This is a genomic window from Vibrio sp. 947 (genome assembly GCF_033339115.1).
In the GTDB taxonomy this organism is placed as follows: domain Bacteria; phylum Pseudomonadota; class Gammaproteobacteria; order Enterobacterales; family Vibrionaceae; genus Vibrio; species Vibrio alginolyticus.
On the sequence record NZ_JAWOTX010000018.1, the window covers coordinates 78,617 to 101,962 of the forward strand.

Genomic DNA, 23,346 nt, shown 5'->3' on the forward strand with positions numbered 1-23,346 from the left:
CGTTGTTTTCCTTGACCCCGAATCAATGACAACGCTCTGAATCCTGCATCTTGAAGTCACTTGGGTATAAGAGTCATTTACAAGGAGGAGCGACATGTACCGTTATGTCAGTTCGCCAAAAGCATCGAAGTACATAGTGCCACCACCACAGCATCGTGAGTTGTCGAGTATCGATGTGCCGGAGTCAGAACTAGAGATGCGTGAAATTCTGAACAATTGGTTTGCCGATGGATTGGCGCCCATCATTCAAAATGAAGACAATTACATCTCTGCTAATGAGCAACAGCGCTTTGAACAGCTCAGCCGTACGGTGGGCGTGCTACTGCGTAATAAAGATTACTACTTTGCCACCAAGCGGATTCTCTCGTTGTGGGAGCAAGACTGCTTAGAAACGACTTACGTTAATTATCTGATTTTACGTAGTGAGCGCATACCATACTTCGAATAAGTCCCATTTATTGGCTTGAAATAGTGGTTTACATGGTTTTCTTGGTAACTTTTGATACCCGTATTTAACATTTTTGTAAACATCGTTATATTTAAGGCTCATCGTTGTCAGGAGTTTATGGATGAACCTTACGATATCAGGGAAGTTGCAGCTCAGTTTTGTGCTGCTAGCCGTACTTTTTATGGCATCAGCGGTATTAACGTATCGCAACGTCACCACCGTAGAGCAATACGCCTCTTCGTTACTTAAATCCGATTTACCGACCGTCGACACCAGTCGCGGTATCCAACAGTCCGTTCAAGCGTCGCTGTCTTCTATTCGAGCCTACATGTTGCTAGGTGGCGATGAAGAGGCGAGCGCACGTCTGAGTGAGGACGTACGCAATATCATGGCATCTACAGACGAGTCGCTTCCAACTTTGCAGGCGTTGATCTCTGAACAGGATTTTCAAGCGATTCAAAGTCAGTGGGATGCGGTCAAAGTCTCTTTGAACAAGCTGATTGAACTTAGCCACAGTGATGAGAACTTACCCGCGCACAACCTCTTTATTAACGAAGCGGCACCCATTGCAGAAGTGGCACTTGATCAGCTTCAAAGCTTAATCAACGAAGAGTCAGGAAACCCATTTGGTGGAGACAGAAAGCGTTTGTTTAAAGTCTACGCCGACAGTTATACCTCGCTCGCCAATGCACTGTCTGCTCTGCGAGATTTCCTGTTGTACGGGCAGCAAGATCATTTGGACAAATACCACGACTTGATTAAGTACCACAATCAGTCCGTGGCGGAAATCGACAGTAAACTCGACAGACTGACTGATAACGACCAATCATTGTGGTCACTGTTTAAGGAAATGCAGCAACTGTACTTTCCTTTAGCAGAGCAGGTAATTGCATTGCGTCAATCGCCAGAGTGGAATGAATCAAACTTGCTGATGGCGAACGAACTGTTGCCAGCAGCGGATGCCCTAGACCAAAGCTTAGAAACGATCGTATTGGCTCAGCAAGGTCGTGCTGATCAAAGCGGACAGGGTATTAATCAGTCGATCAAGAACGTACTGACCACTATGTTGATTGCAGCGGCATTAGTTTTGTTTGCCGCAGTAGCGATTTCAAAATACATGGGCAACACCATTGGTCGCCGGGTGAAAAACTTATCGGAGCGAGCCAAGACGATCGCGTCAGGGGACGTTTCTCAGCCCCCGTTAACTGTTGTTGGGAAAGATGAATTGGCAGACCTTACCGATTCGATTAACCGTATGAACCAATCGTTAGCGAGCATTGTGGCAGGGGTGAGTGAAAAAGCGCACCAAGTGGATACCAGCATGGGAGCTTTGTTGGAATCGGCGCAAGTCACTTCATCGAATGTTGAACAGCAACAGACCAGCATTGTTGAAATGGGAAGCCAATTGGATGAAATCGCTTTAGCCGCGCGTAACACTCTAGATCAAGCCAATCAATCTGTGCAGAAGCTTTCTGATGCGAAAGGCGAGATTGAACAAGGTCGCGATGCTTTAGAGCAAAACAAAGTCACTATGGAAAGTTTGCACGGCAGCATTGAAACTGCGAGTACGCAAGTCACACAGCTAAGCAAAGAGAGCGAAGCCATTGGTCGAGTGACGGAAGTGATTGAAGGTTTGGCAGAGCAAACTAACTTACTGGCATTGAATGCCGCGATAGAAGCAGCGCGCGCAGGTGACCAAGGGCGAGGCTTTGCGGTTGTGGCGGACGAAGTGCGTATGTTAGCGACTCGCACTACTCAATCGACGACGGAAATCAACGGCATTATCAACGCGATTCAACGCTCGACCCATTCGGTGGTTGAGGAGATTGAACACAGCCAATCACTTGCGGAGCAGGGCGCTGAGCATATTGAAAAAGCGGTAACTCGTTTGCTCGTCACGACCGAGCAAATAGGTTCCTTGAATGAACAAATGGCAGAGCTTGCGGCAGCGGCAGAGCAGCAATCTCATGCGACCAATTCGATCACTGGATTGATGTCCGGTATTACTCAATCAGTTGATGAGGTTTCGAATAACAGCCAACGCGCATCAGAGACATCATTGCAAGTAAAAGAGCAAGTTACCGAGCTGAATCAACAGATGGCAACTTTTACAACGGCGTAGATAAGATTTACGTCTGTTCATCTACTTTTGAACGTTAACCAAATAGTAAAAAAGCCCCAATCCTTTTTACACAAAAAGGGTTGGGGCTTTTTGTTGGATGATACGCCGATATTCGTCTACTTGCTCATTGGATTTAGCTATTTAAATCATAGCTAAAACCAAATTTTCTTCACCGAGCCGGAGTCGTAATATGACTCCATCGGCAGCAAATACTGCAAAAGAATTTTTAAACTTTATACCAATCCCGGTAAGAGAATCGTTCGTTACTACGATTGGTATCATCCTTCTAGGAGCAAGATTATGAACAAACAAGTAAGCCTAATTGGTCTAGACAGCGAACAATCAGCACAACTAGCTCAACAGCTCAATCAACTGCTAGCGCATTACCAAGTGTTGTACATGAACTCTCGCGGTTACCACTGGAACATTAAAGGTGCGCAATTCTTCGAACTGCACGTAAAATTTGAAGAGATTTACACTGATCTACAAACAAAAATCGATGAGCTTGCAGAGCGTATTCTAACTTTGGGTCACACGCCAGCGCACGCATTCAGCAACTACTTGGAAGCAAGTGAAATTAAAGAACATCAAAACGCGACTTCTGGTGAGGAGTGTGTACAAGGCCTAGTTCAAGGCTTTAGCGTTCTACTTCTAAAACAGCGTGAGATTCTACAAAACGCGGGTGAAGCAGATGACGAAGGTACAGCGGCATTGATGGGTGACTACATCCGTGAGCAAGAAAAATTAATGTGGATGCTTAACGCTTACCTACAAGGCTAAGCAGCGCATCACCCAAGCAATCCTTGGGAACGCATGAAACAATCGGGAATAAGTCATAAGGGGCACGTTGGTGCCCCTTTTTTTTGTGTGCGTGTTTTATGTGTGTGCTTTATTTGCGTGGTAAGGATTCGAAACGGCTCAATAAATCGCTGAGTTCATTAAGCGCCAACGAGGCTGAGTCATTGAAAGTTTCTTGATTACCATGATGCACAAGACAAGAGGGCATCTGAGCGTTATACGCTGCCTGTAAGTCGTAAAGGTAATCGCCGACATAAAGCACTTCATCAGGCATCAAACGCCACTCTTTCGCCAACACCTGCAAAGACAATGGGTCTGGCTTGGGCGGGAAGCATTCACGAGTGATGACTCGTTCCACTGAGATTTGGTTGTGTTCTAGTTTGCGCTGCGTGGCGATTTGACAGTTGCGCGTCACGATAGCGGTTTTGATTTCATTTTGATGCAAGTGGGCGAGCAACTCATGGCAGCCAATCATTGGAGCAGACTGCTCAGCATCAGAAATCTCGTAATCAAATATCACGTTATGAGCGTGCTCTCTATGGTGAGGATGCTCAAGTGCGTCGACAAAATCCAATAGATCTTCACTCTGCGGACAACCTAGCTGTTGTCGCAATTCGCCGAAGTTCATATCAGAACTCACCAAGGTGTTGTCTAAATCAAACACCACGGCTTTAATTTTATCGAGCTGTAAAGGGAATGGAATCATAATGACCTCGTACAACTTAACCGAACTATCGTTTTAAAAAACAAAAGGTTATTGTTAAGTTTAGATTCTTCTGCTTAGATTGTACGAAAATAAATCACTAGTACGTCACAAATCAAATAGTCTTAATGATTTTAGTGTTTGATTACCTTTCCTCAAGACGAAATATTTTGCCGCTGTCGGTAGAAAAATAGATATAACCATCGGGGCTGATGGTTATATCTCTTATTCGCTCACCAAGATTCTCCATTAATCTTTTTGATTCGGTAAGGTTGCCATTATCAATAGAAACCACGTTGATGTGCGCCAGTTTCAATGCGCCTGCGAGGATTTTTCCGTCCAATTCTGGGTATTTATCACCACGGTACAAAATCATATTACTGGGCGCGATAGAAGGGACGTATACCAGCTTGGGATCTTCCATTCCCGGTAACGACTTAGCTTCCCCAACGTCCAACGGCCCCCAATATTCTTTACCATGAGAGACTTTAGCCCAGCCGTAGTTCGCGCCTTTCTTGATTAGATTAATTTCATCGCCGCCGCGTGGTCCATGTTCAATAGACCACAGCTGTTTTGTTGCTTCGTCGTAAAACATACCTTGTGGGTTGCGGTGCCCGTAACTCCATATCTCAGGACGAGCTTCGGAAGGTTTGAATGGGTTGTCTTGCGGAACCGAACCATCAAGGTTAAGGCGCAGAATACTGCCAGCATGGGTTTGAGTGTCTTGCCCATTATCACGTTCGCCACGGTCACCGATTGAGAAATAAACTTTGTCGTCAACAAATGAAAGTCGACTGCCGTAGTGACGCCCTGTGTCGGTGATGGCATCAGCAACAAAGAGATCGTTCCAACCCACAAGTTGATTGTTTTGCAATTGCGCCGTCGCTAACGCCACCGTATTGCCTTTACTCGTGCGCTTGCTGTAGGTAAAGAAGAGTTGCGGGTTTTGCTTATCGGCATTCGGTGCGAGCGCGACATCCAATAAGCCGGCTTGTCCACTGGTGTTCACATCGGGGACGTTAAACAGCTTTTGAGGTTTGCCTGTAGTGATATCCAGCAACGAAACCGTACCGTTCTTTTGATTGACGATAACGCGTTGATTATCTAAAAACTCGATCCCCCAAGGGATCTGAAATCCACTCGCCACTTCGTTGGCACGGTATTCGGCAGTGTTGGCAGAAAAGGATAAACAAGCGAGTAGGGTAGCAGCAATCGTTCTCATGGTTCCTTCCAATATGAATCGTGTTAATACTTAAAAGCTAACACTAAAAGACTATGTTTGGCAGAGATTCACTTGTATATGAATGTAAAAAATCCCCGATACGAGATCGGGGATTGAATTAAGGCTAGAGAATTGTTTAGTTAGCGAGATTACATCGCTTCTTCGAAGATCTTAGAGATTTCTTCGTGAGTTGCTTGTTTAGGGTTAGTGAAACCACAAGCGTCTTTCAGTGCGTTGTCTGCTAGTGTTGGGATGTCTTCTAGTTTCGCACCAAGCTCTTTAATACCTGCTGGGATACCCACATCTTTCGCTAGAGTAACGATAGCGTCGATTGCTGCCGCTGCACCTGCTTCAGCAGACATGCCTTCTACGTTTACGCCCATTGCTTTTGCTACGTCACGTAGACGCTCAGGACATACTTGCGCGTTGTAACGCTGTACGTGAGGTAGAAGAATCGCGTTACAAACACCGTGTGGAAGGTCATAGAAACCACCTAGCTGGTGTGCCATTGCGTGTACGTAACCTAGAGACGCGTTGTTGAATGCCATACCCGCCATGAACTGTGCATATGCCATTTGTTCACGAGCTTCTAGATCTTCACCGTTTTTCACTGCTGTGCGTAGGTAAGCTTGGATAAGCTCAATCGCTTTAATTGCTACCGCATCAGTGATTGGTGTTGCCGCGATAGATACGTAAGCTTCAATCGCGTGAGTTAGGGCATCCATACCTGTTGCCGCAGTTAGCGAAGCAGGTTTAGCGAGCATTAGCTCTGGATCGTTTACCGAGATAAGCGGTGTTGTGTGCTTATCAACGATTGCCATCTTGATGTGACGCTCTTCGTCAGTGATGATGCAGAAACGCGTCATTTCAGATGCAGTACCTGCCGTCGTGTTGATCGCGATAAGTGGCATCATTGGTTTTGCAGATTGGTCTACGCCTTCGTAATCTGCGATTTTGCCGCCGTTAGAAGCAACAAGCGCGATACCTTTCGCACAGTCGTGTGGTGAACCACCACCTAGAGAGATAACGAAGTCACATTCGTTATCAGTAAGAAGTGCTAAGCCGTCGTTAACGTTGCTGATAGTTGGATTTGGTTGAGTGCCATCAAACACAACGGTTGCTACATCGCGCTCAGTGAGAAGGTCTTGAACCTGTTTGACTACACCGATTTGGTTAAGGATCTTATCCGTAACGATCAAACCTTTTTTAAAGCCTTGAGATTGGATGCTGTCTGCTGCGTCTTTCAAACAACCAGCGCCCATTAGGTTTACCGTAGGGATAAAAAATGCACTTGTCATATTGGATAGCTCCGTCGTTATTTTTAATAATCTTTCTTAATTTGCCATTTACTGTCGCACATTCGTTTCCAGATTGAAGTTGATCTGAAGCAAGTTTACCTACTTAGAGGTACTTGCAAGAGAAAAACTGTGACAGTGATCTTGTTGCACTGCGTATAAGTGCAACACTGATATAAAGTAGAACAAATATGAAACTATGGACGCAAACGATTGGCAGAAATTGACTTCTGACGCGGATATATCTCTAAATTCGACTAAAGTATAAAAAATCCCCATTAATAACTTAATTATCAATGGGGATAGGGAAGTGTTTTATAAGTTAACTACTAATAATTAAGCTATTTTAATCAGCTTTGATACTAACTTTTTGATACCTGAAGCCGCTTGAGAGATATTTTCTGCCAACATGTAAGCAGGGGTTGAAAGTACGAGGTGTTTTTCATCAAAAACGATGTCTTCGACAGGGCACGTGGTGTGTTCACCGCCCATTTGATTAAATGCTATTGAGACTGCCTCATCGTTGCCTACCGTTCCTTTCACGCCTTGCTCATAAATCATCGGAATAATGACAGGAGAAATACACAGATAGCCAGCTGGTTTTTTCGCATTAGCAAACGCGCGACAAGCTTGAGCTACGTGTGTGTTAATGGAGCACTCTGCACCTGAAACGGCGAAGTCGGTTAAGTTTTTCGCAGCACCAAATCCACCTGGAAGCAGTAGGGCATCGTATTCATCAACGTTAAGTTTGGCAACATCGTCAATGTTTCCGCGTGCGATACGAGCTGATTCGATCAAGACGTTACGGGTTTCATCCATTTCGTCACCAGTTAGGTGATTGATGACATGGAGTTGGTCAATGTTAGGTGCAAAGCAGTGCCAAGTTGCCCCTGCTTTCTCGATGGCGTAGAGCGCCAACACTGCTTCGTGGATCTCAGAACCGCCGTAAACGCCTGAACCACTTAAAATGACTGCGACTTTTTTCATGTTTGGATTCCTTTACTCTGAACGTTCCTTAGATTGCTCTTCGCTATCTAGACCATGCGTTTCCGAGTGTGTTTTAACGTTTTCACTCTCGTTGTCATCTTCATCATAGTAGCGCACAACAAAGGGTGTAAGCATAACACTAGAGGGCAGAAAATGTTTCATATCAACTCCAACGGCTTAATAGAATGATTTTTATACTGATTTTTATAAAACAGTACGTTGAACCTGATCATTTTTGAGTTAAGCTGACGTTTCCTTTGGCATTCGTGAGTGGTAGGTCACATGAAATCAGTGCAATTTCGTTTCACACTTTATGGTTGTATCGCGATTCTCTCTTGGAGTTGTCTGCTTGGCATCGCGAGGTTGGTTACGGAGAGTTTAGGTCCTGTAGGCGGGGCAGCCATGTTGTACTCTCTTAGCTCTGTTTTCCTTCTTATCGTGGTCGGTATTCCAAAGTTGTCTTACTTTTCTCCCAAGTATCTTGTGCTTGGTGGTGCGATGTTCGTTTGTTATGAAATATTTCTCGCTCTATCTTTGGGATATTCCAACTCGCGCGCGCAGGCAATTGAGGTGTCGATTGTCAACTACCTTTGGCCCGCACTGACGGTTTTATTTGCGGTCCTTGGCAGCAATAAAAAAACAAACTGGTTGCTTTATCCAGCAGTTACGCTGGCGTTTGTTGGGGTTGCTTGGACTGTGAGCGGTGAGAATGGCTTATCCATAACTCAGATCATGTCCAATGTTAGTAGTAACCCTCTGGTGTATTTTATGGCTTTCGCTGGCGCGGTTATATGGGCTTTTTATTGCAACTTAACCCAAAGGCAGCAATCTAAACATAATGCGATTACCCTGTTTTTCATTGCAACAGCTGTTTCGCTTTGGGTCAAATATGCGTTTACGGATGAGCCACCAATGACATTCAGTTGGGAAGCGATGGGGTACTTAGTGGCTTCTGCGGCTTTAATGGCTGGTGGTTATGGTTTATGGAACATCGCGATCGTTGGCGGCAATATGGTTTTTCTCGCCACCTTGTCTTACTTCACGCCCATTTTTTCCGCTTTATTTTCTTCCATTATTCTTGGCGTAACTCTGAGCCATAGCTTTTGGCAGGGCGTTGTGATGGTAACGGTGGGCTCGCTGATGTGTTGGTTAGTCACTAAAGAGAAGCGCGAAGCGGCTGGGTAAGTTACCAACGAGATCGGAGAATTTAAGTGAGCAACGAACAGATCTCCCTTGCGAGCTGTATTCGAATACGAAGCAACTAAATCGAAAAAATTAAAAAAGCTCCCGAGATTGGGAGCTTTTTATTGAGTTTTAACGGCTCTTTGGTGGCGCTCTAATAAGCGACGTTCAAGTGTAGTTGAAGCTTGAATCTGTGCTTCGACAGTCGCTTGATAAGCTGCTTACGAGTGTGCTCTAGTGTATCAAGCTCCAATGTGTCGTCATCAATATGTACGTCCACATTTACTCGTAGCTCTTGGCCAACCTTCGTTACGCCAGCCAGTTTCAATTGATGCTCAGTTACTTTTTCAATCTCAAGAACATCTTTGCCAACGCTCTGACACAGCTCTTTGCTTGGTGCCATCATTAGTAGTTCACGTAAGGCACCTACTAGCATATCGAACGGTACTTTGAGGAAGTAAAAGCCCATTAAAACCATCATCATGGGGTCGGCATATACCGCATACTCAGAGAATGGCGTTAGTGAAACAGCCCAAGCCGAGATAAATCCTACGGTCACCGCCACACTCAACAAAGTATCCATTTGCCACTGTTTTTTCTCCGCTTCAATCAAGCCTGATGAGAAGCGGCGGCTGCGTTTCGCCATAAACCACCAAGCGTAACCACAACCGATAACATTCACGATGCCGAATAAGGTCGCAATAGAAGCATCGACCTCGCGACCTCCAGACATCAATGCTGATATCGCAGAGTAGAGAGAGAAGCTTACAACCACTAAAATGACGGCTGCTTTTATCGCAATAACGATTGGTTCTAAGACCGCTTTTCCAAATGGGAATACAGATTTTGAAGGCTTGTTAATATAGTAAGAAGCGGCCAGTGACAATAAAGTTAACAGTAAGCTGACCAAAGAGTAAACACCGTCAAAAACGATGACAATTGAGCCTACAAGCAAGCCAAGTACCATACCACCAGCAGCGAACCCAGATGCCAAAAGGGCTGAAATGGTTAGAATACGGTTTTCGTTTTTGCTTGTCCTGTCACACATAAAAGATGCCTTTGAATTTTAATACCTTACTATTCTTCGCTCATAAGGTAATTTAGGCAACCACAAAGTGACCAGTAACTAATCTAAAAAATTGCGCTTTTATTTATGTTCTTATAAAACAACGGCTTACTGTGGTTTTTTGGTGTCAGTAAAATTGACGCTCACTGATAAAATGTTTAGAAGTCAAATAAATACTCGCTCAATTTATCTGCTAACCACGTCATTGCAGGGTGCTCAGCATGGCCGTTAGGTGAAAACATACAGTAGTCTTCTTGCGTCAATCCGTATGTGTGTTTGATAACGGCGAGCTTCTGCTGACGAAGGTAATGGCGGATTAATGGTTCTGGAAGCACGCCCCAAGCGTCTTCTTCTAAGATGGTGTTCAGCATGTAGTCAAAACTCGAAAAACCAATATATCGAGTCGAGAAAGGTTGCAGTTCAGGGTTGTCTTTCTCATTTAGGTACACCATTAGTGCTTGCATTTGACTACGTAGATCTTCGTCTGAGACACGGCGCATCTTACTTAGGCGGTGTGCTACACTGCATACTGACATCATACGTATCTTGCCTAATGGGTTATATACGATACGAGGATCGTCTACTCGCTCATAATCAACGCCGAAAGCAAAATCTACTTGGTGGGTACTGACCAAGTTGGCTAAGTCGCCACTGGATGCCAAGATTAAGTTGAAGGTTGTTGAAGGAAAGCGGTTATTCAATGTATGAGATAATTCTTGCCAGAGATCATCAGGTAAGGAGTCGTCACGTGCTACCCAAACTTCCGCGTTAAACCCTTCCGAGATTTGAGCGCAGGTCTTTCTGACCCGTTGTGCGATGATAAGTAGGTGTTCGCAATCTTTGTAAATGGCTTTCCCAGCTTCAGAGAGGGTGAGCTGGTTGCCAGTTCGGTTAAACAATTCAACGTCGAGATCTTTCTCTAATGCCTTAATCGACATACTGAGTTTGGTACGATTGCAGTCGAGTTGCCTTGCCGCTTCAGAAACAGAACCACACTCAGCGATGGTGCAGAAGGCTTCTACTTGAGTTAAGTTCATGATTTGACACAACCAATAAATGAATTCAAATAATTTGGGTATTATGCAGATGCGCTCCCAAAGCCATGAAAGATTATCGAAAAAAACGCGAATCCGCCAGATAAGTCTATGGTCTTTTAACGGTTTTGCGGTAATCTATGTGGGTTACAAAAAGTGAACATGGAGGCCACGATGGCACAAGATTGGGACGGCTTAGCAAAAAACTGGGAATCAAATCCAGCAACAGAGCAATTTGCGCAGTCGGTGTTTGAGCAGTTACAACAGCTAACTCAGCTTGATGGCATTAAAGTACTAGATTTTGGATGCGGAACAGGGCAGTTAAGTCAACGATTGTCACCGATGGTTAAAGACATCGTAGCATTAGACGCATCGGAAGCCATGATTGAGGAACTCGATAAAAAAGAGCTCGTCAACGTAGAACCTGTGGTAGATGCATTATCTCGCGGCTTGGTCGCTCAGCATCCGGCCTTTCGTGGACAGTTCGACTTGGTGGTTGCATCATCAGTTTTAGCGTTTGTGGAAGACTTAGACGCGTCATTAACGATCTCGCATTCTCTACTTAACCACGGCGGCTATTTTGTTCATTTTGATTGGATTGCAGAATGTGAACAAGACGGTTTTACCCTTGCGAAGTCTGAGCGTGCACTGAAAGAAGCGGGTTTTACTGAAGTTGAATCGCAACACGTTTTTGACATTACATCTGATGGTAAAACAATGTCGGTATTAATGGGGCTTGGTCGTCGCTAATACCGCTGAATAAAGAACAAAAAATGACAAAAGCGAGCTAACAAGCTCGCTTTTTTCTTATCTGCTGAGGATATATGTAACTTCACTTGCTCTAAACAAGCGTCGTGGTGCAGGCAAGGACATACTCGAACAACTTAGTCTTCGGAGGTTATTTTGAGACGACTATCCTGCGTATCTCCTCCAGCACTTCAGGGTTGGCTATTGCGCCTAAATTTTCGACGCTTCGGTTGTTAACGACTTGCTTAACGGCTAACTCGACCAGCTTTCCTGAGCGTGTCTTAGGTATATCGCTTATTGCGTAAATTGCACTAGGTACATGCCTTGGAGAACATGCAGACTTTAGCTGTGCTTTGATGGAAGCGATCATCTCGTCATTGAGCTCTTCCCCTTTGACTAATTGGACAAACAGCCATATTTGTTCGTTGCGATCGACTTCTTTTCCTACTGCGATCGAATCTAGAATACCGTCTATACAGTTCACTTGCTGATAGATTTCGGCCGTGCCGATTCTTACGCCACCGGGATTCAACGTGGTATCACTTCGACCATAAAACACGTATCCCCCAACGCTGGTCTGTTCAACATCATCGCCGTGGTGCCAAATATTGTCGAATTTATCCCAATAAGCGCGATGATATCTCTCACCGGTGTCGTTCCAAAAGCCAGCAGGGAAGTTGGGTAATGAATTGGCGCAAACCAACTCACCGCGCTCTCCCATTACGCTATTACCTTGTGGGTTAAAGACTCGGACATCGACCCCTAACCCTGCTGATTGGCACTCTCCCCGATAAACGGGAGAAATAGGGTTGCCTAATACAAAGCAGCCACAAATGTCTGTTCCGCCAGAAATCGAGGCGAGGTGTACATCTTCTTTAATGTGCTGATAGACATAATCAAACTGTTCTGGATACAGAACAGAGCCCGTTGAGCAAATGGTTTTCAGACTTGGAAATGCATCACTTTTCTGCGGAGAAAAAGATGCTTTTTCCAGCGCCTCTAGGTATTTTGCTGAGGTTCCAAACAGCGTCACTTCGGCTCGTTCTGCGAGGTCCCAGAGCACATCATGAGTGGGGTAAACAGGGCTACCATCAAAAATCACCAAACATGCACCGCTCGCGAGTGAAGAAACGTGCCAGTTCCACATCATCCAACCGCAGGTCGTGTAATAAAACACGCGTTCGTTCGGTTGAATATCGCAATGCAGTTGATGCTCTTTCAAGTGATTAAGCACCGTTCCGCCGACGGAATGAACGATGCATTTCGGTTTGCCTGTTGTGCCTGAAGAATAAAGCACAAATAGCGGATCGTTAAAATTCACACGAGTAAAAGTCAGCGCTTCGGGTGTGTATTGATTCAGGACGTTTTGCCAATCTTGGGTGCAGACATCGCATTCAAAAATGTGTGGTTTAAGGTAGCTAATTTGGCAAACTTGTTTAAGACCATCAAGATGATCCGCAATATGCTGGTTTTTCTCAGACATATCGAAAGTTTTGCCATTGAATGTATAGCCATCACAAGTAAACAGGATTTTGGGTTTCACTTGACCAAAGCGTTCCAAAACGCTTTCGACGCCAAAATCAGGTGAGGTGGAAGTCCAGGTCGCCCCCAAACTACTGGTTGCTAGCATGGCTACCACCGTTTGAGGTAGGTGAGGTAAGTAACCAGCGACGACATCACCTTGCTTAATTCCACATTCTTTCAACCATTGCTGCACACTCGAAACTTCTTCGCACAATTGTTTCCAGGTGTAGGTCTGTTTTTCTTCACGTTCATTTTCAAACCAAATAGCGAGATCATCGGGTTGGTGACACGCGTAGGTTAGCAAATTTTCGGCGTAGTTAATTTGCGCGTTTGGGAACCATTTTATATCCCTATTTTCAACAGGTTGCTGCCAGCGACTTTCTGCTCGCTCTTTTATGGTCTCTCCCTGAGTGCCAATGACGTCGCAGAATAGCCAAACTTCCTGCCAAAATTTTTCTACATGATCGAGTGACCATTGATGCAGATCAGCGAAGCTTTCAAGGGTATTTCCTTGTCGATTAATGTGTTCAATAAACTGTGTAATGTTGGCTTCTTCGATACGACTTTCGCTCGGTTGCCATACTTTGCTGCTCTCGCGCATAGGTCCCTCTATAACAAAGTGATAACAGGTTTTAGTTTGAGAGGAATACACGATAAAGTCAAACAAGCCAGATATTATATCGTGTCATAAAAATCATGCAGTTACGATGCATTGTAAACAATATGTTACATCGGGATGGTGCTGAGAAAATCGCGCAGGGATTGGAAGCTCTTAAGACTACAGATAGGCTTAATGTAAAAGATTTGTTAATGGAGATGAGCCGTGACGCAGTATCGTTCTAAACCCGTAAACCAGGAAGGCAGGGTTGAATGGAGCCGTGAAGAAGACGCCATTTGGCGAGATTTGGTAACACGACAAATGGGTGTGATCCAAAACAGAGCTTGTGAGGCTTATTTACACGGTTTGACGCTGCTTGATTTACCTCAAGACCGCGTTCCTCAGTTACCAGAAATTAATCGTGTCTTGATGGAGACAACAGGTTGGCAAGTGGAGCCCGTTCCCGCGCTTATTGATTTCGACCGATTTTTTAATCTACTCGGTAATAAGCGCTTTCCAGTCGCCACATTCTTGCGTACAAGAGATGAGTTCGATTACTTACAGGAGCCAGATTTCTTCCACGAAATATTTGGTCATTGCGCGATGTTAACCAACCCAGACTTTGCTGCATTTACCGAGCACTATGGTCAACTAGGGCAAGCCGCTATCCCAAAACAAAGAGCCTATCTCGCTCGTCTCTACTGGTTTACTGTAGAGTTTGGTTTGGTGAAAGAAGGGGACAAAACCAAAATTTACGGTGGTGGTATTCTTTCATCTCCTGGCGAAACCCTCTACGCATTAGAGAGTGATGCAGCAATTCGCGACCCATTTGAATTACAAACTGTGCTGAGAACGCCTTATCGTATCGACATCATGCAACCGAAGTACTACGTGATTGATGACTTTTCTCAGCTTTTTAAAATCAGTCAGTTAAATTTATTGAAACAAGCCGATCTAGCGATTGAAGCTGGACTGCTTCCTCCACTTTTTGAACCAAAGGAACCTGCTCATGTTGAATGAACAAAAATGCGAAGCTTGTAGTATCGATGCCATTGCACTAAGCAAAGAAGAGCAACAGTCTCTGCTCCTGCAATTGTCTGATTGGCAGATCATTGAAAGAGAAGATATACCTCAACTAGAAAAGGTGTATAAATTTAAGAACTTCAAACAAGCATGGGCTTTCAGTAACAAAATCGCGGAACTGGCAGAAGATGAGTTCCACCATCCTTCTATTTTGTTGGAATGGGGTAAGGTTACCGTAACGTGGTGGAGTCACTCTATCAAAGGTCTGCATAAAAACGATTTTATCTGCGCATCAAAGTGTGACGCGCTAGCATCGGCAGAGTAGGACATTACCTCATACAAAAAAACGCCCGGCTTACGTCGGGCGTTTTGGTTCTAAATGACTTTTACATTACTTTATAGATTGATTCGGAAGACGGATGTCGTGCCCGATACCTCATTGCCAACGGCGATAAAATGACCACCATTACGGGTAAAGTAATTAATGGATTCTGGACCTAAATCACCTGCTTTTGGATTGTAAGTGTCGTTCGCGCATTCGCCATCTTCCACTTCAGTACAAACTGGTTGGCTGTAATCACGACGGTTTACGTAATGCAGGAACTGCGCTTGTTTCGGGTCTGTGATGTCATAAATCATGATGCCGCCTTGTCGCTCCAAGCCGATGAACGCGTAATGACGACCATTGATTTGTGCTACTTCAATTGCCTCTGGCTCAATGCCTTTGTCGTCACTGCGGTCATCCCCACTGTCATTGCTATCGTTGGTGCTGTCGAAGTTCTTACCTTCATTCAGCAGCGCGATAGTCGCGAAATCGTCACCACTATCGAAGACCAACTTGCCGTTTTCATCCCAAATCGAGAATGAACGCGCGCCAAATGATTGAACATTCTCTTGTGCAGAAAGCGTTTGTTCCGGCTTAATCACTTTTAAACGCGCGAGTTGTTTGTTGTCTTTTAGTGCCTCTGCCAATGGGTGTTCTGCTGCCACTTTCAGCTTCTTACCGCGCACTTCATCAATATGGCTTAAACAGGTTCCTTGCTCAGATGTATATTCATCTGTACCGAGGTAATCGTCTTCATCCCACATAAAGCCAGCTTTGTCGCACAGTTCTTGAGTGGTTTTGAATCCGTACTCACGCCCGTCGCCTTCATTTGCCGATACGATGTAAGTACTCCCATTCACTGAGTAGCTGTCGATAGTGTCAGGCATAAATAAGCCAACCAGTTGTGGGTAGCTTTTCAAGTTCCCAATGATTTTGTCTTTGTTGGATGCATCGAGTTTAGCGCCCGACCAAGACTTCTCACCTAAGCCAACAATTTTTTCTACCGATTTGCTCTCTGGATTGACGATTGCCATGGCGTTATTTTCTTGTAGCGCGACATAGATTTTACCGTTATCTGCAAAAGTGAGGTATTCAGGCTCTAGATCTTGTGCGACGGTGGCGTTTGGCCCCGAAATACGCACATTCATTGGGAGCTCTGCTTTTCGTGAACCATCAAATTCGTTAAAGCCAATTTGTGTCACTTCTGCTTGAGTAACACCAAGGCTCAGATCGATCAAAGTGATACTACCTTCAGGGTCAATGCTGTAATCGCTGTTTGGTTCTCCTTCATTAGCGGTTGCGATGTATCGGCCATCTTTCGAGAAGCCAACCATGTCTGGCAATGCGCCTGTTGGAAACGTCATGACTAATGACAAATCGTCGGAGCGGTACAAGCCAACAATACCATTCGCTTGTTTATTACTGTTTTCAATCGCAACAGCTACCAAACCATTGAATACAGCGACACTGTTTGCTGCGCCAATTTCAATGCCCGCTGCTTCGCCAGCGCTGTTGAGATCAATGAATGCGCTTTGCGTTGGTACGCCGTTGTCATCCATAGACATTACATCGACACGTTTTGCTTGAGCATTCACCACATAGAGCTTATCTGTACAGGCGTCATAACTGACGATTTCAGCTGCCGATGTGTCGAATGGAGCATCAGCAACGGATGTCCCGATAAACGTTAACCCTTGAATTGAAGTTTCCCCAGCAACGGGCGCAGTGGTAGGTTTGCATTGTGTAGCGAATGAAGCCACGGTATCTTCGGGTTGTGATGAACACGCGATGGCAAGTGATGACAATGCGAGTGCACCGATTGCCTTTAAAGGGGTGATCATGATATCTCCTTATCAATCCGATAGGTTGTCAATCAGCATGGGTTTTATGCTGCTGTCCATTTCCGCAACTGGAATGATAGAGCGCTGAATGACGTGTGATTTGGTAAGGCTCTGAATATATGTATGATTGATGACTCTTATATTGGCTTTTTATGAAACTAATGTGTCATCAATATGATGAGGTAGGGATAGAGGAATAATGGAATTAAAATCGTTTTTAGATTTATTGGCAGCGTCACCAGAGCAGGTCGAATTTGAAGCAACGATGGCGGTGATCGAAGATAACTATACGTTTGAGCCAACCGCTTTTGTAAATGGTGAGACACAAAACAATGCAGGCGAGAACAACGGTTCGTGTAAGATCTTCGCTTTCGGTTTGCTAAACAACCTAGACAAAGAAGCGACGCTAGCCTGCTTTGGCCGTTTTTATCGTGAAGATGTATTGCAGCATCCAGAGAACAGCGATCACCAGAATATTCGTAATTTTATGGTGACAGGGTGGGAAGGCATTAAGTTTGAAGCGTCCGCTTTAACCGCTAAATAAACACCAGTCAGAAAACGATGATCAGTAAGCCAGTCATATTACGCGACTGGCTTTTTTTCTAGACATTTTCGGCACAAACACAGCTGGTTGGCGCTTGGCTTGGGTAAATCACGGGTTTCAATAGTAAAGCACCAGCATGTCTCTTTGCCTGCGGCGATATCACAATGGGCTTGAGTCCCGCATTCAGGACAACTGTGTGTTGAATCTTCTCCTGCGATTTGTTCGATAATCGCATCTCGTTGGAGATCGGTTTTGTCTTTCCATTGGATGATTTCATCCATCGTTCGGTGACAACCAGAGCATATTCCGGCGTTATTTTTACATGCTGCTCGACAAGGTGACTTCATTGCTTTCTCGTTCTCATTTTTTATGCCGCGTACTCTAGCATAAAGCGAGTCAAGGCCGCCAAAAATAAACGTGACTGCGATTTGCTGGTGAGGAGGGAGAACCAGTGTTACCCTTGGGCGAGTTACCTTAACTCTCTGTCACTTATGTTAGAAAAAGAAAACCTCATTAAACTCGCTAGAATGCAAATGCCATTTGGGAAATATGCAGGGCGAGTGTTAATCGACCTGCCTGAAGAATACTTACTGTGGTTTGATAAAAAGGGCTGGCCAAGCGGCGAGCTAGGGGATTTGCTCAAGCTATGTTTAGCGCTCAAAATTGAAGGCTTAGATAGTGTCGTGAAGCCTTTGAAGCGTATGTAACTAGCCACAGAAACTCCCACTCTTAATGAAAAGACTTATTATGAATTTTGATATCGATGCACTGAAACATCACCAATTGGTCGAAGATGGTAAACTAGAGGGATGCTACATTCATCAGCCAGCTCAAGGTAGCCAACACAATGACAAAGCTGTTTTGGCAGAGCGCCAAGCGTTGGAAAAGTTGGGATATAAGGTAATACAGCTTAAAGCTAAAGGCGGGACAACAACGTTTGCCGAGGCGATGCAAAAGCTTGCGAAGGAAACTGGTCACCTGCCTAAGGAGTAAGTGAGTGTAACCTGCCACAGCCTTACAAGTTCTCCCACCAGACTGTTTTTTCATTCAAAAGAGCCAGACCGTTAGGCTGACTCTTTTTTGTCCCAAAGTGTGTTACGCCTCGAAATGCGAATTTAGATAATTGGCAATTTTATACATACAAAACTCTGCTCTTTGTCATTCAGGCAGAGTGCCCCAAAACTGGTAACAATGATATGAATGTTATCGTCGCTAGGCTGATGTTGAATACGCGCTGTCTTAATACGGTATTGAGATAAATACGAATTTTTTTACCAACCCAGACCCAAGTAATATTTGCAAACAGTCCGAATGTCGTAAACACGAAAGTAATCAATGTAACAGAGAACCAATAGTTAGAAGGGAGACTATAACTTGTGACCAAAGCAAGTGATGCCATCCAAGCCTTCATATTACCCAGTTGAAACAACGTAGCCTGAGTTACGTTGATTGGTTTGCTTTTAGTGGGTTTGCCTGCGAAAGGGTTGGTACATAGCAGCTTAATCATCAGCCAGAACATGTAAACCAGACCGATGTATTTTATAGCGAGATACCAACTTGGATGAGTCTGTAGGGCAACACCGACACCACATGCACAAAGCAGAATTAACCCTATTACGCCAATACGGATACCAATTAGGTGTCGCCATGATTTCCTTATACCAAATTGTGCCCCTGAGTTGGCGAGCAATAAGTTATTTGGGCCGGGTGTTATGGCGGTGACAAACGCAAATAAACTCATCGCTGGAGTTAGGTCCCATAATGTTGTCATTTCTTTTCTTCTCAAATTAGTGCTGATAAGCCAAGAATAAAGGGATGAAGTGAGAGAGACCTACAGTTAATGCGTCATGGTGACAATTCTTTGATTTCATTTTCGTCAGGCCTTATTTATCCTGAATACAAGAATTAATTGTACCCCTTCGGAGAGAGACAATGTTAGTCCCTGATATATCGGGTCGTTCCGGACCTAAGTTTATGGCACTGGCTGAGGTGATAGAGAGTGGTGAACTCGAACCAGACACTAAATTACCTCCTCAGCGTATTTTATCTTATCGCTTAGGTGTGACGGTTGGAACGGTGACGAGGGCATATAGGGAGCTAGAGCGGAGGGGCTTAACGGAACCAAAAGTAGGAAGCGGTACTTATGTACGTAACAGAGAAACTGAACTGAACCACTTTTATCATCCGGTATTGGAAGAAAAAGGCATTGATCTGGCACGTTGCCGACCTTTGCTATTATCGCAGCCGAAATTTCTTGCGAATGCGTTGAAAGAGCTATCACACGAGGAAATTGCGCAGGCAGCCGTGCTGGATTACTACTCCGCTGATGGCATTCAGGGTCATAACGAGACTCTTCGACAATGGCTGATGACCAAATTCAATATCGATATTGATGCACGGCGTCTAGTGTGGACTCATGGAGGGCAACACGGGATCTCGTTGATTATTCAATCTCTGAGCCGCCCTAAAGATACAATTCTTGCTGAAGGGCTGTGTTATCCAGAGTTCATCTATGCATGTCAGCAATCTGAACGAAAGCTAGTGCCAGTAAAAGTCGATGAACATGGATTAGATCCAGAAGATCTGGCTTTGCACTGTAAGAGGCATCGCCCAAAACTGCTTTATCTTACGCCGGGAATACAGAACCCGACCGGAGCTCAGTTAACGGATAGCCGAAGACTAAAAATCATAGAGATATGTCGTCGTTACAATGTGTTGATTATTGAGGACGATGTTCTCTACTGCCCACCGTCTCATCGAAAGAGTCCCTTAGTTGCTATCGCTCCAGATATTACCTTATACGTGGGCAGTTTTTCTAAGTACTTTGCAGGTGGATTGCGGCTGGGTTTCATCATTCGCCTTTGTCGTTCAAAGATTTACTGCAACGTGCGCTACGAGCCAGTTGTATGTATGTTAGCCCTTTGATAATCGACCTTGTTTGTCGTTGGTTAACTAGCGGAGCTATGCAAGCCGTGGACAAAAAGATAGCGATGGAACTCAGTGCACGTCATCGGATCTGGAAGGCAGTATTTCCCGAAATCCAGATTGGTGTTCCTGGTTACAATGTGTGGCTACCTTTGCCTGAGCCATTAACAGGGTATCACTTTAACCAGTCGTTGTTGAAACATGGTGTCAGAGTGAGGGAAGCGGAAATGTTTGCTGTGGGTCGGTATGAAGTGCCGGCAGCAGTGAGGATATCACTTGCAGGTCCATTAAGCCGATTACAATTGCAATCAGCTTTAGATATCGTAAGAGAGCAAATCAAACGGTTAACTTAAGTTTCATAGTTCACATGGATTGCTCAATATCTAACTATTCAATGCTCTATTAGGATTGAACACACCGATATACATAAAGTGCTCGAAGTTGTGCTCAAAGTCTCAAAAGTTACTTGAAATCTGAAACTCGCTTAGACGTCTTTTGGGCAGCATCGAGTTGATTCATCTTTGTCGAGAGCCTTCATGTTGAGTACTTTCCAACGCAAAAGTGCCCCATTGTTACTTGGGGCTAGTACTAATCCATCTATTGTGAGTATGGCTTTGCCTTAATAAATCTTATTTGAACTCGCCTCTAAATGAGTGGGCTTATCGATGTAACTCAGCAACGCTCATAGTGAAAACTAAATCCGAATCTGCTTGGTTTGAGTAGCTGTGAGGGACATCCGTTTTAGCTATAGCGGACTGACCTTCATGCAGTTCTATGGCTTTCCCATCAATATTCAAAGTGAGTATTCCAGACTCAACATGAAAAAGTTCAAACGTGCCTTGTGGATGACCTGCTGATTCAAAAACTTCTGATGGTTTCATATTCCAGCGCCACAACTCAATCATATCTGGGCCGCTTGTTCCCGCCAGAAGTTTTGCGCTACCACCGTGCTCGCCAGTCCAAAGCGTTGGAATGTCCTCTTTATCAATGATGTTGACTGTTGGATTACTCGCAACATTCACAATATCGGCAACCGAAATCCCAAGGGCAGCAGACAGTTTACACAACGTCGAAATGCTAGGGTTAGCTGCCCCTTTCTCTACTTCTACTAACATGCCTTTACTTATCCCTGCTCTTTTTGACAGGGCATCCAGTGACAACTTGAGCCTTTTTCGATGTTCCTTGATCCTTGCGGCTACCGCTTGATTAATGAAATCAGCATCAGTGCCACTGTCGGTCGATATATTGACTTTTTTGGTCATTGTAATGTATCTTGCATGAAAATGAATCACTGAAGGAATTATCTAATGGTTGTTGTAGTGCCGTCAATCGATGCTCGAATTTCCCAGATTGCACCAGAGTTCAAAGCATTGAGCATATCCGTTAAAGGAACGGAAGTTCAGAGCCAAGAGTATGCAAAACGGGTTCTGCAAGAAGCATGTACTTCCGTCATTGAGAACGACTATCCATGGGCAGAATCACACATCAATGCGTGGGGAGACGTTTTTCGTCAATTTGGCGCTAAACCAAATCGAACCCCTTGCTCGGCTGCTGCACTGCGAAAACGAGTATTGAAAGATGGAGGAATGCAGAGCATTGACCCTATTGTGGATATTTATAATGCCATCAGTATTCGATACGCCATACCCGTAGGTGGTGAAGATATGGACAGTTATCAAGGAACGCCAACACTCACTATCGCAGATGGCTCTGAATCCTTTGACACCATGAAAAATGGTGAGGCTTCAATTGAAAACCCTGATGTTGGGGAAGTAATTTGGCGCGATGAAGTAGGCGTTACTTGTCGTCGTTGGAACTGGAGGCAGGGTGTCAGAACCCGAATTGAATCTGACACACGTAACATGTGGTTTATTCTAGAAAGCTTGCCTGAAATGCCACTAGAACGCTTGCAGGAGGCGGGGCAAGAAATGATTAAACACTTGCAAGTGATCATGCCTGATTCAGTGATAGAGCAATCGTTGGTGTTTGCTTCAAAATCCATTGAGGTTTGATGTGATAAATACTTTGTTAACGGGTGCCGTTGTTTCTGGAAGTTTGATTGTCGCAATCGGTAGCCAAAATGCGTTTCTATTAAAGTGCGGATTAAAAAAGCAATACGCACTGTCCGTTGCCACTATCTGCTTTCTTGGAGACATTCTACTGATCAGTACTGGTGTACTTGGTATAGGGACACTGCTCTATAAAGCACCATTATGGAAAGACCTTTTGACTCTTGGCGGCGTAGTATTTCTTTTCTGGTATGGCTACCAATCTGCAAAATCAGCATGGAATGGTTCAAGTCACCTAGAGTTGGAAAATTCGGACATTGCCCAGAGTTGGTTAAAAGTCGTTTTAATGGCGATGGCTATCACTTTTTTAAATCCACATGTCTATCTGGATACGGTGGTGATCCTTGGTGGTGTGACTGCTCAAATGGAACCTGATGAAAAACGATTGTTTGTTATAGGGGCACTGATTGCATCAGGGATCTGGTTTTATGGATTAGTGTATTTGGCTAACAAGTTGATCCCACTTTTTAGTAAGCCAAGAACATGGAGAATTTTAGATTCTGCGATTTCATGCATCATGTTTGGTATTGCATTGAAGCTCGCAACACCTCTGTTAAGCCAATACATATAGAGCGTCTCGATAAAGCTGCATTTCCAATAACTAAACTGCTCCTGCCAGATTGGACACAGATTTTCCATACCAGAAGTTATTCGCATTTTGCTAATTTAAGTAAATGCTCTAAATTATTTCTGTCCAAGAGAGTGCTGGCGCAGTTCAAAGTAGGCACTTGCTTTGGGTTACTCGACTCCAAGTAACTTTATTGCTATGTTTCGCAAAATATATGGAGAATCTCCTGCGCGTTATTTTTCTAGATGCCGTGCAGAATAATGTGTTGACCGGCTGAGGGAAAAATGAAAACCAAAATAATAATGTCTTTTCTACTCGCTACATT

Annotated in this window: 24 protein-coding genes and 1 pseudogene; 13 read left to right on the forward strand and 12 right to left on the reverse strand. The window is 44.5% G+C overall.

Annotated features, from left to right (window positions below):
* The first annotated feature begins 94 nt into the window (after positions 1–94).
* The 3 genes from R7Q39_RS20315 (at position 95) to R7Q39_RS20325 (ending at position 3,350) form a co-directional block, all read left to right on the forward strand.
* Complete coding sequence (locus tag R7Q39_RS20315) at positions 95–448, forward strand: hypothetical protein (RefSeq protein ID WP_005375589.1); 354 nt, start codon at positions 95–97, stop codon at positions 446–448.
* A 121-nt stretch (positions 449–569) separates the two neighbouring features.
* Complete coding sequence (locus R7Q39_RS20320) at positions 570–2,570, forward strand: methyl-accepting chemotaxis protein (protein WP_213965130.1); 2,001 nt, start codon at positions 570–572, stop codon at positions 2,568–2,570.
* Positions 2,571–2,870: 300 nt separating this feature from the next.
* A complete protein-coding gene (locus R7Q39_RS20325) occupies positions 2,871–3,350 on the forward strand; it encodes a Dps family protein (RefSeq protein ID WP_005388254.1) in 480 nt (159 codons plus the stop codon).
* Between the two features lie 109 nt (positions 3,351–3,459).
* Here R7Q39_RS20325 and R7Q39_RS20330 read toward each other — a convergent pair whose 3' ends face one another.
* From R7Q39_RS20330 to R7Q39_RS20350, 5 genes are all read right to left on the reverse strand, one after another.
* The gene (locus R7Q39_RS20330; RefSeq protein WP_005388252.1) at positions 3,460–4,074 is read right to left on the reverse strand and encodes an HAD family hydrolase; all 615 of its coding nucleotides are present in this window, start codon (positions 4,072–4,074) and stop codon (positions 3,460–3,462) included.
* A 142-nt stretch (positions 4,075–4,216) separates the two neighbouring features.
* The gene (locus tag R7Q39_RS20335) at positions 4,217–5,293 is read right to left on the reverse strand and encodes a PQQ-dependent sugar dehydrogenase (RefSeq protein ID WP_318076720.1); all 1,077 of its coding nucleotides are present in this window, start codon (positions 5,291–5,293) and stop codon (positions 4,217–4,219) included.
* A 149-nt stretch (positions 5,294–5,442) separates the two neighbouring features.
* Complete coding sequence (gene yiaY / locus R7Q39_RS20340; protein WP_005442614.1) at positions 5,443–6,591, reverse strand: L-threonine dehydrogenase; 1,149 nt, start codon at positions 6,589–6,591, stop codon at positions 5,443–5,445.
* Positions 6,592–6,924: 333 nt separating this feature from the next.
* Entirely contained in the window at positions 6,925–7,575 is a 651-nt protein-coding gene (gene elbB, locus R7Q39_RS20345) for an isoprenoid biosynthesis glyoxalase ElbB (protein WP_318076721.1), read from the reverse strand.
* A 12-nt stretch (positions 7,576–7,587) separates the two neighbouring features.
* On the reverse strand, positions 7,588–7,737 hold the full coding sequence (locus R7Q39_RS20350) for a hypothetical protein (protein ID WP_017634379.1): 150 nt from the start codon (positions 7,735–7,737) through the stop codon (positions 7,588–7,590).
* A 120-nt stretch (positions 7,738–7,857) separates the two neighbouring features.
* Here R7Q39_RS20350 and yddG point away from each other — a divergent pair, with 120 nt between their 5' ends.
* A complete protein-coding gene (gene yddG, locus R7Q39_RS20355) occupies positions 7,858–8,760 on the forward strand; it encodes an aromatic amino acid DMT transporter YddG (RefSeq protein WP_042521459.1) in 903 nt (300 codons plus the stop codon).
* 151 nt (positions 8,761–8,911) lie between these two features.
* On the opposite strand, the gene R7Q39_RS20360 is transcribed toward yddG, so the two are convergent.
* Together R7Q39_RS20360 and R7Q39_RS20365 are read right to left on the reverse strand one after the other, a co-directional pair.
* On the reverse strand, positions 8,912–9,805 hold the full coding sequence (locus tag R7Q39_RS20360) for a cation diffusion facilitator family transporter (RefSeq protein ID WP_053303754.1): 894 nt from the start codon (positions 9,803–9,805) through the stop codon (positions 8,912–8,914).
* Positions 9,806–9,981: 176 nt separating this feature from the next.
* Positions 9,982–10,860 (reverse strand): LysR family transcriptional regulator, encoded by an 879-nt coding sequence (locus tag R7Q39_RS20365; protein ID WP_115386719.1) that lies wholly within the window; start codon positions 10,858–10,860, stop codon positions 9,982–9,984.
* 171 nt (positions 10,861–11,031) lie between these two features.
* Here R7Q39_RS20365 and R7Q39_RS20370 point away from each other — a divergent pair, with 171 nt between their 5' ends.
* Entirely contained in the window at positions 11,032–11,607 is a 576-nt protein-coding gene (locus R7Q39_RS20370; protein ID WP_017821100.1) for a class I SAM-dependent DNA methyltransferase, read from the forward strand.
* A 148-nt stretch (positions 11,608–11,755) separates the two neighbouring features.
* Here R7Q39_RS20370 and R7Q39_RS20375 read toward each other — a convergent pair whose 3' ends face one another.
* Positions 11,756–13,729: an acetoacetate--CoA ligase gene (locus R7Q39_RS20375; RefSeq protein WP_318076722.1), complete on the reverse strand. Its 1,974-nt coding sequence runs from the start codon at positions 13,727–13,729 to the stop codon at positions 11,756–11,758.
* A gap of 222 nt (positions 13,730–13,951) precedes the next feature.
* Between R7Q39_RS20375 and phhA the strand changes: the two genes are divergently transcribed.
* Complete coding sequence (gene phhA, locus R7Q39_RS20380; RefSeq protein WP_318076723.1) at positions 13,952–14,746, forward strand: phenylalanine 4-monooxygenase; 795 nt, start codon at positions 13,952–13,954, stop codon at positions 14,744–14,746.
* The gene (locus R7Q39_RS20385) at positions 14,736–15,074 is read left to right on the forward strand and encodes a 4a-hydroxytetrahydrobiopterin dehydratase (protein WP_005375563.1); all 339 of its coding nucleotides are present in this window, start codon (positions 14,736–14,738) and stop codon (positions 15,072–15,074) included. Before phhA ends, R7Q39_RS20385 begins: the two co-directional genes overlap by 11 nt.
* Positions 15,075–15,145: 71 nt before the next feature.
* Here the strand turns inward: R7Q39_RS20385 and R7Q39_RS20390 are convergent, their stop codons facing one another.
* On the reverse strand, positions 15,146–16,915 hold the full coding sequence (locus R7Q39_RS20390) for a choice-of-anchor I family protein (RefSeq protein ID WP_318076724.1): 1,770 nt from the start codon (positions 16,913–16,915) through the stop codon (positions 15,146–15,148).
* 199 nt (positions 16,916–17,114) lie between these two features.
* Between R7Q39_RS20390 and R7Q39_RS20395 the strand changes: the two genes are divergently transcribed.
* The gene (locus tag R7Q39_RS20395) at positions 17,115–17,459 is read left to right on the forward strand and encodes a HopJ type III effector protein (RefSeq protein WP_005375560.1); all 345 of its coding nucleotides are present in this window, start codon (positions 17,115–17,117) and stop codon (positions 17,457–17,459) included.
* A gap of 38 nt (positions 17,460–17,497) precedes the next feature.
* Here the strand turns inward: R7Q39_RS20395 and R7Q39_RS20400 are convergent, their stop codons facing one another.
* Entirely contained in the window at positions 17,498–17,806 is a 309-nt protein-coding gene (locus tag R7Q39_RS20400; RefSeq protein ID WP_080276966.1) for a cysteine-rich CWC family protein, read from the reverse strand.
* A 144-nt stretch (positions 17,807–17,950) separates the two neighbouring features.
* Between R7Q39_RS20400 and R7Q39_RS20405 the strand changes: the two genes are divergently transcribed.
* A complete protein-coding gene (locus tag R7Q39_RS20405) occupies positions 17,951–18,166 on the forward strand; it encodes a DUF3820 family protein (protein ID WP_005375557.1) in 216 nt (71 codons plus the stop codon).
* 40 nt (positions 18,167–18,206) lie between these two features.
* The gene (locus tag R7Q39_RS20410) at positions 18,207–18,452 is read left to right on the forward strand and encodes a hypothetical protein (RefSeq protein WP_033906842.1); all 246 of its coding nucleotides are present in this window, start codon (positions 18,207–18,209) and stop codon (positions 18,450–18,452) included.
* A gap of 169 nt (positions 18,453–18,621) precedes the next feature.
* Here the strand turns inward: R7Q39_RS20410 and R7Q39_RS20415 are convergent, their stop codons facing one another.
* Entirely contained in the window at positions 18,622–19,230 is a 609-nt protein-coding gene (locus R7Q39_RS20415) for a LysE family translocator (protein ID WP_005389411.1), read from the reverse strand.
* Between the two features lie 161 nt (positions 19,231–19,391).
* Here R7Q39_RS20415 and R7Q39_RS20420 point away from each other — a divergent pair.
* Positions 19,392–20,737: pseudogene (locus R7Q39_RS20420) on the forward strand (PLP-dependent aminotransferase family protein).
* A 306-nt stretch (positions 20,738–21,043) separates the two neighbouring features.
* On the opposite strand, the gene R7Q39_RS20425 reads toward R7Q39_RS20420, so the two are convergent.
* Positions 21,044–21,646: a helix-turn-helix domain-containing protein gene (locus R7Q39_RS20425; RefSeq protein WP_025768446.1), complete on the reverse strand. Its 603-nt coding sequence runs from the start codon at positions 21,644–21,646 to the stop codon at positions 21,044–21,046.
* 45 nt (positions 21,647–21,691) lie between these two features.
* On the opposite strand from R7Q39_RS20425, the gene R7Q39_RS20430 reads away from it, so the two are divergent.
* Together R7Q39_RS20430 and R7Q39_RS20435 are read left to right on the forward strand one after the other, a co-directional pair.
* Entirely contained in the window at positions 21,692–22,396 is a 705-nt protein-coding gene (locus R7Q39_RS20430) for a B3/4 domain-containing protein (RefSeq protein WP_005389417.1), read from the forward strand.
* 1 nt (position 22,397) lies between these two features.
* Positions 22,398–23,024: a LysE/ArgO family amino acid transporter gene (locus R7Q39_RS20435; RefSeq protein WP_242013366.1), complete on the forward strand. Its 627-nt coding sequence runs from the start codon at positions 22,398–22,400 to the stop codon at positions 23,022–23,024.
* Positions 23,025–23,346 lie beyond the last annotated feature (322 nt).